The sequence below is a fragment of the Pseudoxanthomonas winnipegensis genome (assembly GCF_004283755.1).
GTDB lineage: Bacteria > Pseudomonadota > Gammaproteobacteria > Xanthomonadales > Xanthomonadaceae > Pseudoxanthomonas_A > Pseudoxanthomonas_A winnipegensis.
In genome coordinates this window covers 165,282-179,443 of the sequence record NZ_SHMH01000007.1, presented here as the reverse complement: position 1 = coordinate 179,443, position 14,162 = coordinate 165,282, and the positions used below count along the sequence as shown (strand labels likewise).

At 69.6% G+C, this 14,162-nt stretch carries 13 protein-coding genes; 3 read left to right on the top strand and 10 right to left on the bottom strand.

Annotation, left to right across the window (positions count from 1 at the left end; translation table 11 throughout):
- The first annotated feature begins 87 nt into the window (after nt 1–87).
- Nucleotides 88–1,452, top strand: a complete 1,365-nt coding sequence (locus tag EAT51_RS14705) for an MFS transporter (RefSeq protein WP_130520960.1) — start codon at nt 88–90, stop codon at nt 1,450–1,452.
- Nucleotides 1,453–1,530: 78 nt separating this feature from the next.
- On the opposite strand, the gene EAT51_RS14700 is transcribed toward EAT51_RS14705, so the two are convergent.
- Together EAT51_RS14700 and EAT51_RS14695 are read right to left on the bottom strand one after the other, a co-directional pair.
- Nucleotides 1,531–1,797, bottom strand: a complete 267-nt coding sequence (locus EAT51_RS14700; RefSeq protein ID WP_130520958.1) for a GlsB/YeaQ/YmgE family stress response membrane protein — start codon at nt 1,795–1,797, stop codon at nt 1,531–1,533.
- Nucleotides 1,798–1,906: 109 nt separating this feature from the next.
- Nucleotides 1,907–3,397: a M20 family metallopeptidase gene (locus EAT51_RS14695; RefSeq protein ID WP_130561780.1), complete on the bottom strand. Its 1,491-nt coding sequence runs from the start codon at nt 3,395–3,397 to the stop codon at nt 1,907–1,909.
- A 231-nt stretch (nt 3,398–3,628) separates the two neighbouring features.
- On the opposite strand from EAT51_RS14695, the gene EAT51_RS14690 reads away from it, so the two are divergent.
- Both EAT51_RS14690 and EAT51_RS14685 read left to right on the top strand, forming a co-directional pair.
- Complete coding sequence (locus EAT51_RS14690) at nt 3,629–3,967, top strand: ComEA family DNA-binding protein (protein ID WP_130522970.1); 339 nt, start codon at nt 3,629–3,631, stop codon at nt 3,965–3,967.
- A 285-nt stretch (nt 3,968–4,252) separates the two neighbouring features.
- On the top strand, nt 4,253–4,858 hold the full coding sequence (locus EAT51_RS14685; RefSeq protein WP_130561779.1) for a HutD/Ves family protein: 606 nt from the start codon (nt 4,253–4,255) through the stop codon (nt 4,856–4,858).
- Here the strand turns inward: EAT51_RS14685 and EAT51_RS14680 are convergent.
- From EAT51_RS14680 to EAT51_RS14645, 8 genes are all read right to left on the bottom strand, one after another.
- On the bottom strand, nt 4,852–6,477 hold the full coding sequence (locus tag EAT51_RS14680) for a sulfite reductase subunit alpha (RefSeq protein ID WP_130561778.1): 1,626 nt from the start codon (nt 6,475–6,477) through the stop codon (nt 4,852–4,854). The genes EAT51_RS14685 and EAT51_RS14680 overlap by 7 nt on opposite strands.
- On the bottom strand, nt 6,474–7,445 hold the full coding sequence (locus EAT51_RS14675; protein ID WP_130520948.1) for an FAD:protein FMN transferase: 972 nt from the start codon (nt 7,443–7,445) through the stop codon (nt 6,474–6,476). Before EAT51_RS14675 ends, EAT51_RS14680 begins: the two co-directional genes overlap by 4 nt.
- Nucleotides 7,446–7,508: 63 nt before the next feature.
- Nucleotides 7,509–8,321 (bottom strand): DUF4198 domain-containing protein, encoded by an 813-nt coding sequence (locus EAT51_RS14670; RefSeq protein WP_130520946.1) that lies wholly within the window; start codon nt 8,319–8,321, stop codon nt 7,509–7,511.
- 47 nt (nt 8,322–8,368) lie between these two features.
- Nucleotides 8,369–8,896, bottom strand: coding sequence for a DUF2271 domain-containing protein (locus EAT51_RS14665; protein WP_130520944.1), 528 nt, complete (start codon nt 8,894–8,896; stop codon nt 8,369–8,371).
- Between the two features lie 25 nt (nt 8,897–8,921).
- A complete protein-coding gene (locus EAT51_RS14660; RefSeq protein WP_130520942.1) occupies nt 8,922–9,557 on the bottom strand; it encodes a PepSY-associated TM helix domain-containing protein in 636 nt (211 codons plus the stop codon).
- Between the two features lie 121 nt (nt 9,558–9,678).
- On the bottom strand, nt 9,679–10,368 hold the full coding sequence (locus EAT51_RS14655) for a Fe2+-dependent dioxygenase (RefSeq protein WP_130520940.1): 690 nt from the start codon (nt 10,366–10,368) through the stop codon (nt 9,679–9,681).
- Nucleotides 10,369–10,475: 107 nt separating this feature from the next.
- Entirely contained in the window at nt 10,476–12,866 is a 2,391-nt protein-coding gene (locus EAT51_RS14650; protein ID WP_130520938.1) for a catecholate siderophore receptor Fiu, read from the bottom strand.
- Nucleotides 12,867–13,136: 270 nt separating this feature from the next.
- Nucleotides 13,137–14,045, bottom strand: a complete 909-nt coding sequence (locus tag EAT51_RS14645) for a LysR family transcriptional regulator (RefSeq protein ID WP_130520936.1) — start codon at nt 14,043–14,045, stop codon at nt 13,137–13,139.
- Between the last annotated feature and the right edge of the window lie 117 nt (nt 14,046–14,162).

The window sequence follows — 14,162 nt, the reverse complement described above, 5'->3', positions numbered from 1 at the left end:
ACGGCCCAGGCCGTCAGCATGGCCCAAGCCGTCCGGCGCCAAGGCGCGAAGGCGATCCATTCCCCCCCTCATCACAGCGAGGACCGCATGAGCGTACCGACCGCCACCACCGCCGATCCGATGGCGCAGAGCCACCACAGCCTCAAACGCTCGATCTCCAACACGCTCAAAGGCTCGGCCGGCAACCTGGTCGAGTGGTACGACGTCTACGTCTATTCGGTCTTCGCGACCTACTTCGAATCCAAGTTCTTCTCCGCCGGCGACAAGAACGCCACGCTGTACGTGTGGGCGATCTTCGCGGTGACCTTCCTGATGCGTCCGATCGGCGCCTGGTTCTTCGGTCGCTTCGCCGACCGCCACGGCCGCCGCGCCTCGCTGACGCTGTCGGTGACGCTGATGGCGATCTGTTCGTTCGGCATCGCCATCGTGCCGACCGCCGCGACCATCGGCGTGTGGGCGGCGGTGTTCCTGGTGCTGGCGCGCCTGCTGCAGGGCTTCGCCACCGGTGGTGAATACGGGGCCAGCGCCACCTACATGTCCGAGGCCGCCGTGCCGGGGCATCGCGGCCTGTTGTCCTCGTTCCATTACGTCACCCTGGTGGGCGGCCATGTGCTGGCCCAGCTGACGCTGTTCCTGCTGCTGACCTTCTTCACCCGCGAGCACGTGGTGGAGTGGGGCTGGCGCGTGGGCTTCGCCATCGGTGGCGTGTCGGCGATCGTGGTGTTCTGGCTGCGCCGCACGATGGACGAATCGCTGTCCAGCGCCGCCATCGAGGACGCCAAGTCCGGCGCGGCGCGCAAGTCCGGCTCGCTGCGCGAACTGTTCGTCAACCAGTGGCGCCCGCTGCTGCTGTGCTTCCTGATCACGGCGGGCGGCACGCTGGCCTTCTACACCTATTCGGTGACCGGCCCGAAGATGATCCAGACCGCCTTCGCCGGCGACGACATCATGAAGGGCACCACGCTCAACCTGGCGGCGCTGACGGTGCTGATGCTGCTGCAGCCGCTCGGCGGCTGGCTGTCCGACCGCATCGGCCGCAAGAGCCTGCTGGTGTTCTTCGGCGTGGGCAGCGTCTGCTACACCTGGTACCTGATCACCGCGCTGCCGCAGCAGACCACGTTCGGCGCGGCCTTCGCCATCCTGGTGATCGGCTTCGTGATCCTCACCGGCTATACCTCGATCAACGCGGTGGTCAAGGCCGAACTGTTCCCGACCTACATCCGCGCCCTGGGCGTGGGCCTGGGCTACGCGCTGGCCAACTCGGTCTTCGGCGGCACCGCGCCGATGCTGTACCAGTGGGCCAAGGGCGCCAAGCAGATGGACGCCTTCATCATCTACGCCACGGTGGTGATGTTCATCTCGCTGTTGGTGTACATCTTCTTCCTGAAGAACAAGGGCGAGAACTGGCTCGACCACGAGCACGCGATGCACGCGCGCCACGGCAAGCGCTGATCGCGACAGACTGAGAAAAAAAGGAAGGCCATCCGCGAGGATGGCCTTCCTGGTTTTCAGGACTGCCGTGCCGTGGACTCAGCGGCGGGTGAACAGACTGGTCAGCCCCAGGATCACTACCGCGCCGAGCAGGGCGCCGAAGAAGCCGGCGGGTTCGCCGGCCGCATACCAGCCCATCTGCCGGCCGAACCAGCCGGCCAGCACCGCGCCGACGATGCCGAGGCCAATGGTCAGCAGGCAGCCCATGCGCGCGCTGTGGGGCGTGATTAGCCGTGCCAGCAGGCCGACCACGAAGCCGACCAGGATGATGTAGAGCCAGCTCTCGCTGCCGAACAGTCCGCTCATGCGCATGCCCTCGGGGATGATCGGCGCAGCCTAGCACCGCCACTTGGGGCGAAAAATGGCGGCGGAGGGCAGGCCGCCGACGCGCGTTCCTCTGCGTTCATGCCTTGCCTCAGCAGCAGCCGTGCTCGCCGTGCGCCTTGCCGCCGGCCACCGCCGCGGTGCCGCTGGTCAGGCCGGCCACGCTGGCGGCGTGGTGCGCGGCCAGCACATGCGACACGCAGGCCGTCACCCGCTTGCCCATCGGGATGTGCAGGAACTCGTTGGGCCCGTGCGCGTTGGAATGCGGCCCCAGCACGCCGGTGATCATGAATTGCGCGCCGGGGAACTTCTCGCCCAGCATGCCCATGAACGGGATGGTGCCGCCTTCGCCCATGTACATCGCCGGCTTGCCGAAGGCCGCCTGCGAGGCGTCCTCGATGGCCTGGGTCAGCCACGGCGACTGCGGCGGCGCGTTCCAGCCGGTGGAAGACTTCTCCAGCTTCAGCTCGACGTGGGCGCCATTGGGCGGATCGCGCAACAGCACCTCGTCCAGGATCTCGCCGGCGCGCTTGCCGTCCAACGTGGGCGGCAGGCGCAGGGAGATCTTCACCGAGGTCTGCGGGCGCAGCACGTTGCCGGCCGAGGCCAGCGGCGGCAGGCCGTCGGCACCGGTGATCGACAGCGCCGGGCGCCAGGTGCGGTTGAGCACCAACTCGGTCAGGTCGTCGGACATCGGCGTCATGCCGTCCAGGAACGGGAACTTGTCGTAGACCTCATCGCCCAGTACCTGGGCCACCTTGCCGGCCTGCTCCAGACGCTCGGGCGGGATCTCCACGAACAGTTCCTCCACGCGGATCCTGCCGGTGGTCTCGTCCTCCAGGCGCGAGAGCAGCTGGCGCAGCAGGCGGAAGCTGGACGGCACGATGCCCGAGGCATCGCCCGAGTGCACGCCTTCGCTGAGCACCTCGACGGTGAAGTTGCCGCCGGCCATGCCGCGCAGCGAGGTCGTGCACCACAGCTGCTCGTAGTTGCCGCAGCCCGAATCCAGGCACACCACCAGCGAGGGCCGGCCGATGCGCTCGGCCAGGTGGTCGACGTAGGCGGGCAGGTCGTAGCTGCCCGACTCCTCGCAGGCCTCGATCAGGATCACGCAGCGCGCATGCGGCAGGCCTTGTTCCTGCAGCGCCATGATCGCCGCCAGCGAGCCGTAGATCGCGTAGCCGTCGTCGGCGCCGCCGCGGCCGAAGAGCTTGTCGCCCTTGAGCACCGGCTTCCAGGGCCCCAGGTCCTCGTCCCAGCCGGTCATCTCCGGCTGCTTGTCCAGGTGGCCGTACAGCAGCACGCAGTCTTCGCCGGTCCCCGCGCCGCTGGCCGGGATGTCCAGGAAGATCAGCGGCGTGCGGCCTTCCAGCTGGATCACCTCCACCTGCAGGCCGGCGATGGGCTGCGCGCGCGCCCACGTCTCCATCAGCGTCACGGCCTTGGCCATGTGGCCGTTGGCGACCCAGTCGGCATCGAACATCGGCGACTTGTTGGGGATGCGGATGTATTCGACCAGCTGCGGGACGATCTGTGCGTCCCACAGCTGCCCGACGAAACGGTCAAGGCGTGCGGTATCCATGGCGCTCAAGCTTTGAAATGAACGCCTATGGTACCCCCGCCGCTTCCGGTACCCGATCGGGCCGGCCTGGGGGGTAGGACTTTTCCTACACGCCGACGGGGTGTTGCCCGGCAGCCGTGGAGGCGCTGCGCCGATATCGTGGCGGTGCGAGGAGGGAGGAGACTGGCTGCACCGGTAAGGCGTAGGGAACCGCCCCGGCACAACCATCCTCATCGCACAAGGAGTGTCGCCATGAAACCCGTTTCGATCCTGATCAAATCGCTGATCCTGTCGCTGGCCTTGTCGGCCGGCGCCTTCGCCGCCGAAAGCCGCGTCAACATCAACACGGCCGATGCGGCCGCCCTGGACGCCACGCTGTTGAACGTGGGCGCCAGCAAGGCGCAGGCCATCGTCGACTACCGCAAGGCCAACGGCCCGTTCAAGAGCGCCGAGGAGCTGGCGATGGTCAAGGGCATCGGCCTGAAGACGGTGGAGAAGAATCGCGATCGGATCGAGGTGGGTCGCTCGGCGGCCGCACCGAAGAGGCCTTCCGCCGCGGCTGCACCGGCCAAGCCGGTCACCCGCCGCTAGAAGGCAAGCATGGTCACGGGGCGAAGCGGTGCCGGATGCATCGCTTCGGTCTGACGGGCAGGACGCTGCGTGGCAGGCATGGACGCCGACAAGGACGTAGCCCGTTGACGAGGGCAGGGCAGGACGCCAGCAAGCTGGGCACGATGCCGACAGGGATGTACCGCCGCCCGGGTGCGCCGCACGCACCCGGGCGGTTTCCTTTTCTGCGTGCCGAAAAGGCCAGTGCCTGCAATCCCAAGGCAGCGCACGCTCTAGACTGGCGCCCCGTCCACGCTCCCTGCGGCCATGCCGACCAGTCGCGTCATCCCCGCCAACGAGTACCGCCGCGAACGCTGGCGCAATCAGCTCGGCTGGACGCGCCAGATCGCCACCGGCGGGCGCGACGATCAGGACTGGGACTGGCGCCTGTCCATCGCCGAGATCGAGCGCGACGCGCCGTTCTCGCCGTTTCCCGGCATCGAACGCGAGCTGGTGCTGCTGCGTGGTCAGGGGCTGCGGCTGTGCTTCGAGGACGGTGAGCAGGTCACCCTGCATCCGCCGCACGACCGGCTGCGCTTCAGCGGCGCACGCGGCGTGCGTGGCGAGCTGCTCGACGGGCCCACGCACGACTTCAACCTGATGTGGCGCCCGGAGGCGCTGCAGGCCGAGCTGCTGCTGCGGCCGCTGGTCGGGCCGATGCTGTTCTTCGCCGATGCGCGAACGCATTGGGCGATCCACCTGATCGGCGGGCAGGCGCGTTTCGATGCGGCCAGCGGCCTTCCGCCGCTGTGGAGCGGCGACAGCGCGCTGCTGTATGGCGCGCCGGGCCGCACGCGCTATGCGCTGGAGGGCGGCGGCGAGCTGATCGCGGTGAAGTTCACCACGCGCGACGCCTCCGACGATTCTCAGTAGACGTCGCGGCGATAGCGTCCCTGCAGGCGCAGCGACTCGAACGTCTCATCGCCCAACACCTCGCGCAGCACCGCGTCCACGCCCGGGGCCATGCCGTCCAGGCTGCCGCAGATGTAGAGCGCCGCGCCGTCGCGCACCCAGGCCTGCAGGGGCTCCCCCGCGGCCCGCAGCGCGTCCTGCACGTAATGGTGTCCGCCCGGGTCGCGCGAGAACGCTAGGTCCATCCGCTCGAGCCAGCCATCGTCCTGCCAGACCACCAGATCCTCGCGGTAATGCAGGTCGTGGTCGCGCTGGCGCTCGCCGAACAGCAGCCAGTTGCGGCGCGCGCCCTGCGCGATGCGGGCCTTGAGCAGCGCGCGCAGGCCGGCGATGCCGGTGCCGTTGCCGATCAGGATCAGCGGCACGTCCGCCGCGGGTGGATGGAAGTTGGGATTGGCGCGCAGCCGCAGCGCGATCGGTGCGCCGATCGGGGCGTGATCGCATAGCCAGCCGCTGGCCAGGCCCGGGCTGCCGTCGGGGCGCTGCATGCGGCGCAGCAGCAGGTGCAGCGCGCCGTCGGTGGGCAGCGAGGCGATGGAGTACTCGCGGTGCGGCAGCGGCGCCAGCGTCTCGATCAGCGCCTGCGGGCCGGTCCCGGCCTGCACGCTGTCGGGCAGCTGGCGCGAGGCGAGCACGTCGGCCAAGGCGGTGTCCTGATCGTCCACGCGCACCTTCGTGCCGCCGTCCACGCCGTGCGCCTGCAGCCAGGCCGCGACCGTCGCCGGTGCATGGCGGGGGCCGATCTCGACCAGGTCGCCGGCCTGCCAGTCCGGCATCGCCTCTGGCGGCGTCAGGGCCAGGTGATAGACCGGACCGCCGACGCTGCCGGGGTTGCGCAACGCGCGCTCGGTCAGGGTCCAGGCCTGGTAACGCGGCGCGCTCCAGTCGCGCAGGTCCGCATCGCCGGTCAGCAGCGAGAGGTGATGCTGCCAGTGGCGCAGCGACGCCTGGTCGGCGTTGTCGACCTCGACCCGGTCGAACAGCGGCCGTGCGCCATGCGTGCGCAGCCACGCATCCAGCTGCCGGCCGAAGGCGCAGAACTGCGCATAGGTCGCATCGCCCAAAGCCAGCACGGCGTACTGCAGGTCTGCCAGGGCGGCCGGCCGCGCCAGCACGTCGCGCACGAAGCCCAGCGCCGGCTCCGGCGGATCGCCTTCGCCGGTGGTGCTGACCACGAACAGCGCGCGCCGGTAGCGGGCCAGCCGCGCGCCATCCAGCGCGGCCAGGTCGAGCAGGTGCACCGGCGTGCCGGCCTGCTCCAGCGACTGCGCGGTGCGCTGCGCCAACTGCAGCGCGAAGCCTGTCTGACTCGCATATGCGACGAGCACCGTGTCGGTGCCGATGGCGCTGGCCGGCGTGGCCGGCGTGCGCCGCGTGCGCCACAGGATCCAGCCGGTGAAGCCGGCATACGCGGCCAGGCTGGCACCGGCCCAGAGCCAGCGCGACGGACGCGGCGCGCCCGGCCACCAGGTGCCCGGCTGCCAGGCGAACAGCGCCGCCGCCAGCGCCGCCAGAGCTGCGAGCACCAGAGCATTGCCCCAGGCGGCGCGCGGGATCGCAGGACGCGGCAGTGCGCTCATGCCGCCAGCGCGGCCTCGAACTGCGGCGTCGTGTGCTCGCTGGCGCCCTGCGCGCCGCGCACCACGAAGCGCGCCGCCAACCCATGCGCACGCGCGAACGCCAGTCCTGCCTCCCATCCCATCACCGTCAGCGCGGTGGCCCAGGCGTCGGCCTCCATCGCCGTGGCGGCCAGCACGCTGACCGCGGCCGCGGCCTGTTCGACCGGACGGCCGCGGCGCGGGTCGAGGGTGTGCGAATAGCGCGTGCCGTCCTGTTCGAAGCGGTGCCAGCGATCGCCCGAGGTCGCCACCGCACAGGCCTTGAGCGCCAGCACGCGCGGCGGCAGGCCGCCGTCCTCGTCGGCACCGGTCTCGACCAGCACGCGCCAGGGCGTGCCATCGGGCTTGCGACCGCGGCCGGCGAGCTCGCCGCCGACTTCCACCAGCGCATCGCGCAGGCCGCGCGCGTGCAGCGTGTCCAGCAGCAGATCGACCGCATAGCCCTTGGCGATGGCCGACAGGTCCAGCTGCGCGCCGCCGGGCTGCAGCAGCTGCGCCCCCTGCGCGCGCCATTCCAGGTCGCGCCAGCCGGGGCGCTGGCGCACCTGCTGCAGGGCGCGATCGGCGGGGCGGCCAGGCAGGCCTGCTCCGGCGCCGAATCCCCAGGCCTGGACCAGCGCGCCGCAGGCCGGATCGAAGGCGCCATCGCTGGCGCGTGCGATGCGCAGCGCCGCCTCCATCACCGTGGCGAAATCGGCCGGCAGCGTATGCCAGGTCCCGGCCGCGGCGCGGTTGAAGCGGCTCAGGTCCGAGCCCGTCTCCCAGGTACTCATCTGCGCGACCACGCGGTCCAGCTGCGCCTGCAGCGCATCGTGCAGGCGATGCAGGTCGGCGCCGGCCGCGACCACCACGCGCGCCGACCAGGTCGTGCCCATGGTCTGTCCACCCAGGCGGGCCAGTTCGAGGGGAGTGGCGACGACGGCAACCATGCGAAGGCGGGAGCTCGGGACAGACAGGGCGCAGGCGCATCCGCGCCATGCGCCCATCGCGGCTTACTGCGGCATCACTTCCAGCGTGGCCACGTAGTTGAGGCGGCGCTGCTTGGCCTGCGGCAGCGAGGTCTTGTCGTCCTCGCTGCTGGCGTTGAGCCAGTACATGCCCGCGTCCGGCCAGGTCACGGAGAAGGCGCCCTGCGCGTCGGTCCTGGCCTTGATCTCTTCCTGCGCATTGCGATAGCGGGTGCCGCCGCGGATCACGGTGACCTCCACGTTCGGCGCCGGCTTGCCGTCCAGCACCAGCTTGAAGCTGGCCGCCTCGCCGGCGACCAAGTCGCTGGGCGCGGTCACCGGCACCAGTTCCAGGCCCACGCCGCTGGGCTTGAGCGCGGTGGCGGTGGGGGCGCCATGGGTGACGAAGGTCTCCACGCGCGAGGCCATCTGCGAGACCTGCAGGTTCTTGGCGTTCTTCGGCACCTCGGCGGCGAACTTGGCCGCGTCGCCGCGCCAGCGCTTGCGCTCGCCATCGGCGGTCTCGTAGCTGGCGAACAGCCCGCTGCTGACCGAGGCGATGCGATAGGTGCCCTCCTGCTTGAGCTCCACGTCGAACACGCTGCGGTACTTGCCGGTGGAGGCGTTCTCCGGCTTGACGGTCGAGCCGTCCGGCGCGGTGATCACTAGATCGTCCAGGCGCATCGGCACGTGTTCGAAATAGAACAGGTCGTTGGACACCGCCGCATCCACGCTCACCCACGGATCGCTGCCCGAGAAGGTCGTGCCCGAGGGCAGCAGCCACTGCTTGTGCGCGGCGGCGGAGAAGGAGGTGACGGCGGCGGCCAGGGCCAGCGCCAGGGTCAGGGAACGCTTCATGCGGGATGCTCCGGTTGCGTGTGCGAAGAACGACGGCGGATCGGGGGTCAGGGCTTGATCGTCAGCGACACCGCGCCCAGTTCGGAGGCGCCCTGCGCCTTGCCCGACTGCGCGGCGGTGGCCGGCCAGGTGAAAGGGATCTTGAGCAGCTCGCGGCCGCCGACTTCGCGTGCGGCCTCGACCACCAGCGTGTAGCTGCCCGGAGCGAGGCCGGACAGCTGCGGGCTGCCGCCGGCGAAGTCCAGCGTCTGCACGCCGGCCGGGCGGGTCGGGCCGGTCACGCCGTCGATCGGCAGGTCCAGGCTGCGGCCGGACTTGCGCCACCACTGGCGCAGGTCGGGCAGCCACTTGGTGCCGTGGCCTTCCTTGGTGTCGGTGTTCTGGTACCAGACCGCCAGGTTGGTCGCGGCCTTGCCGTCGGCGCCTTCCACGTACACCGCCACGTAGGGGCGGTGGTACTCGGCGACGTTGAGCTTGGGGATCTCGACCTTGACCTGCATGGTGGCGGCGGACGCCGGCACGGTCAGCAGGCCGCTGAGCGCGAAGGTCAGGGTGATCGGGACGGTCTTGGTCATGGCACGCAAGTCCTGTGGGGAAAGGTCAGTGAATGAAGATCAGCGCCAGCAGCAGCGGCACCACCAGCCCTAAGCCGACCATCGGCCAGGTCATGCGGCGCTGGCCGGCATGCAGCTGCAGCAACAGCAGGCCGGTGATGCAGAACACCAGACAGGCCACCGCGAACAGATCCAGGAACCAGCTCCAGGCCGTGCCCGCGTTGCGGCCCTTGTGCAGGTCGTTGAACAGCGAGATCCAGCCGCGGCGCGTGGATTCGTATTCGATCGCGCCGCTGGCGCGGTCCAGGCTGAGCCAGGCATCGCCGCCGGGGCGCGGCAGGGAGACATAGACCTCATCGGCCGACCACTCGCCCTGGCGCCCGGACAGGCTGATGTCCAGCTCGCCTTCGATCCAGTCGCCGACCACGCGCGGCAGCGGCGCATTGCCGTCCTCGCGCGTGCCCAGGGCCTGGCGCAGCGCCGGCGGCAGGGTGGCGCTGCGATGCACGATCTGCGGCTTGGCCTCGATGCTGGCCGCGTGGTTGAGCGTGATGCCGGTGGCGGCGAACAGCAGCATGCCGATCAGGCAGATCGCCGAACTGATCCAGTGCCACTGATGCAGCGTGCGCAGCCAGAAGCCGCGGCGTTGCTGCGTGGAGAGCGGGTCGGCGGCCTGGGCCAAGTGGGGATGTTCCGTTGCAGCGGGAGAGACGAAATGCGCGCGGCATTACACCACGAATGAGAATCGGTCTCAATTAAATCCCGCGCCGCCTCGATGACCTTCCGGCCAGCGTGCAGTCCACTCAGACCTCGGCCCAGCCGCGCAGCAGGTTGTGATACACGCCGGTCAGCTGCACGATCGCCTGCGCATCGCCGCCGCTGGCGGTCAGCCGCTGGATGGCGGTGTCCATCTCCAGCAGCAGCCGGCGCCGGCCTTCGTCGCGCACCATGCTCTGCACCCAGAAGAACGAGGCCAGCCGCGCGCCGCGCGTGACCGGGGTGACCTTGTGCAGGCTGCTGGAGGGATACAGGATCAGGTCGCCGGCCGGCAGCTTGACCTCGTGCTCGCCGTAGGTGTCGCTGATGATCAGTTCGCCGCCGTCGTACTCGTCCGGCTCGCACAGGAACAGCGTGCACGACAGGTCCGAGCGCACCTGCTGGCGCGGCTGCCCCGGGCGGTCCACGGCCATCACCGAACCATCGACGTGGAAGCCGTACTCCCCGCCACCGGTGTAGCGGTTGAAGCGCGGCGGCAGCGTGCGCAGGGGCAGGGCGGCGGCGAAGTACAGCGCATTGCGCTCCAGGGCGGCCAGCACCTGCTGGCCCAGCTGCTCGCGCAGCGGCGAGGCGTCGGGCAGCTGCTGGTTGCGTTTGACCTTCGCGCCCTGCGCGCCGACGGTCTCGCGGCCGTCGGTCCACTCGGCCGCTTCCAGGGCCTGCCGCATGTGGCGGACCTGATCGGCATCGAGAATCTGCGGGATGTGCAGCAGCATGGAAGGGTTCCCTAAAACGACGCACGGGAAGGCGTGCCTTCCCGTGCTGGAGTGCCGGTCGCCCGGCGGTCTTGTGCCATCAGACCAGCGGCGTCAGGCCCGGCCCGTCAGAAGCGGAAGTCCGCGCTGAGCAGGAAGGTGCGCGGCGTGCCGGGAGTGTAGCGGTAGCCGCTCTTGTTGATCGCCGCCACGTAGTCCTTGTCGAACAGGTTGTAGCCGTTCAGGCGCAGGCTGAAGTTGCGCGAGAGGTCGTAGGACACCACCGCGTCGTACACCGTGTAGGACTTGGCGTACTTGGGCGTGCCCACCGCGCCGTCGCTGCCGCGGTGCATCTGGCCCGAGTAGCGCACGCCGCCGCCGATGGTGAGGCCGAACGGAAAGCGATAGCTGGTCCAGCTGGTGAAGGCGTCGTCCGGGGTGTAGCTCAGGTTGGGCGTGCCGTCGGCGCTGATCGACGGGCCCTCGGTGACCTTGGTCGACATGGAGGTGTAGCCGGCCGAGACGCTCCAGTTGTCGGTGATATTGCCCACCGCCGAGAGCTCAACGCCCTTGACCTTCTTCTCGCCGGTCTGGGTCGGATGCCCGAACTCGTCCAGCACGTTGGCATTGATCTCGTTGGTCACATCGGTCTGGAACAGCGCCAGGTTCAGCGCCAGGTTGTCCAGCACGGCCCACTTGGTGCCGACCTCGAAGGTCCTGGCCTTCTGCGGATCGGCATTGATGCTGTTGGCCGCGCCGTCGGCCGCGGCCAGGGCGAAGTTGGCCCCGCCCGGCGGCTGCTGGGACAGCGCCCAGTTGGCGTACAGGCTGACCGCATCGCCGGCCTTGTAGACCGCGCCGAGCTTCCAGTTGAACAGCGTATCGCTGGTGTCGGTGTCCACGGTGGTCACGCCGCTGCCGACCGGCGCGCCGTTGCACGGCACCGCGTTGCGGCCGGTGCCGTTGTTGCAGATGGCGCTGGCCTGGTACTCGGTCTTGTAATGATCCAAGCGCACGCCGCCGGTCAGCAGGAAGTTCTCGCCGAACTTGAGCGTGTCGAAGGCGTACACCGAGGCGGTGTCGGTCTTGCCGTAGCTGCCGGTGCCGTTGTGGTACCAGGCCAGCGTGCCGACGGCATTCCAGTCCGGGTCGTAGAGGTTGGCCGCCGGCAGGCTGCCGGTGGTGCCGAAGTTGCGGTTGAACTGCTCCTCGCGGGTCAGCTCCAGGCCGGTGCTCAGGTTGTGCACGATCGCGCCGGTGGCGAAGTCCGCGCGCAGATTGAGCTGGTCGGTGATGATCTTGTTGCGCTGGTCCTTGAAGGTCGGCAGGCTGCGCGCGACCGTGTAGGTGGACAGGTCGCCCGGATTGGTCCACTTGACGTTGCCGGCCAGGGGATTGGCCGCCGTGCCGCCGGTGGTCATGAAGGCGCTGAGCAGGTAGTCCTGCGTCGTCTCGCCCCAGCGCGCGGTGTTGGTCAGCTTGAGCGTGTCGGAGAAGTCGTGCTCGAGGATGAAGGTCGCCTGCTTGGCTTCCACATCGTCGTGGTCCAGGCGCGTGCCGTAGAAGTTCTCCGGATCGACCGGGTGGCCGGCCAGCTGCGCCAGGCCCGGCTGCGGCGTCCAGCCCGGTAGGCCGATGGTCGGCACGAAGCCGTCCGGCACGTTCTCCTGCTTGACGTAGTACAGGTTCAACCATGCGCGCGTGGCGCCGTCCAGGTTGAAGCCCAGCGAGGGCGCCAGGCCCCAGCGCTTGTTCTCCACGTGGTCGCGGCCGGGCACATCGCTGTCCTGCCACATCGCGTTGAGGCGCAGCGCCAGGCCGCCGGCCAGCGTCTGGCTCCAGTCGGCCGTGCCGCGGCGCTGATCGTCGGTGCCGCCGGAGAGCGTGCCGGAGACCGCATCGTGCAGGGTGGCGCGCTTGCTGACCATGTTGATCGCGCCGGTCGGCGCGCTGCGGCCGTTGTCGGTGCCCGCCGGTCCCTTCTCGACCTCGATCTGATCGATGTTGAACACATCGCGCGAGATCGAACCCAGGTCGCGCACGCCGTCGACGAAGATGCTGCTGGAGCTGTCGAAGCCGCGCATGTAGATGGCGTCGCCGGTGTTGGTGCTGCCGTTTTCGCCGGCATAGAACGCGCCCACGCCGGGCGAGTTGCGCAGCGCCTCGGTCAGGGTGGTGGCGCCCTGCTGGTTGAACAGGTCGCTGGTGATCACCTGGATGGTCTGCGGCGTGTCCTGCAGCGGCTGGGTGAACTTGGGCGAGGCCACGGCCTTGGCCTGGATGCGCGAGCCGTGCACGTCGATCTTGTCCAGGGTGCGCGCGTCGCCGCGGTGATGGCGCTGGCCATCGTGCTCGTCCCGGTCGTGGTCGCGCTGCTGGTCGGCGGACGCGCCCGGCGCGTCGATCCCGTCGGTCGCCAGGGCGGTGCCCGGCAGGGCCAGCGCCAGCGAGGTGGCCAGGGCGGCGGCGGTCAGCGGGCGGGCGCCCGGGAGGTGCTTGCGGGAACGGATGTGCGACATGTCAGCGGTGCTTCCAATGAAGTGAAGATTGGTTCCCCCATTGGCGACGGCTGACGGGAGTGCGGGGCCACACGCGACCAGGCCCCCAAGACCAACCGGGGAGCGAGGGCATCGCGTGAGGCGGAAGGCGGCCCGGGCGAGGCCGGGCACGCAGTCCTTAACGGGTCGTGATTGTAATGAGAACGATTTGTATTCACAACCGTTCAGCTCGGCTTGTCGTGCGTGTGAGCTGCCTCCCCCCGCGCGAAGCAGTCGAGACGCAGCGCGCGATTAGGCGATCCGCAGCTCCGAGGCGAGCACGTCCAGGATGGTGTGCACCTTGGGCAGCAACTGCCGGCCGACTGGCCAGACCAGATTCAGCGGGAGGCCGTCGGTCGTGTAATCCTGCAGGATCGGCACCAGCGCGCCGGAGGCCAGGTCCTCGCGCACCAGCCAGGTCGCCAGCTGCGCGATGCCGCAGCCGGCCTTGACCGCGGCGACCTGGGCCTCGCCGCTGCCCACGACGATCCGGCCTTCCATGGTCCGTCGCTCGACCGCGCCGGCGTCGAGCGCGATCAGCCAGGGGCTGGTGGAGCCGTCGGCCTTGCCGTACAGCACCGTGTCGTGGCGGGACAGGTCCGCCAGCGACGCCGGCGCCCCGCTGCGCGCCAGGTACTCGGGCGAGGCGCAGAAGATCAGGCGCTCGCTGCCGAGGTAGCGGTGCCCCAGCGACGCCGGCCAGTGGTCCGGACCGCCGATGCGGACCGCGACGTCGATGCCTTCCTCCAGCAGATCGACGAAGCGGTCGGTCAACGAGACATGCGGGCGCAGGTGCGGATGCTGCTGCGCGAACCGCAGCAGCAGCGGCCAGACCTGCAGCCGGCCGAACGCCGCCGGCGCATCCAGCCGCAGGCGGCCCACCGGCTCATGGCGCTGGGCCGCCAGGACGGCTTCTGCCTCCTCCAGGTCGGCGAGCACGCGCACGCAGGTGCGATAGAACGCCGTGCCGGCGTCCGTCAGCGCCAGCCGGCGCGTGGTGCGCTCGAACAGGCGGCTGCCCAGCCGGTCTTCCAGGCGCGCCACGCTCTTGCTGACGGCCGAATTGGTCAGGTTCAAACGCTCGGCGGCCGCGGTGAAGCTGCCTGCGTCGGCGGTCGCAACGAAGGCTTCGATGCCCTTGAGGCGCTCGGAAGGAATCATCTGCCGTGCCCGGATTATGGAAATTTAGTCAATATTAGGTTGAAAAATGATCCGGGATTGGAATCTGGTTCGCCAATAAGCTGGCAGGCCCACGTCTGGTACCCGGAGCCTCATCTC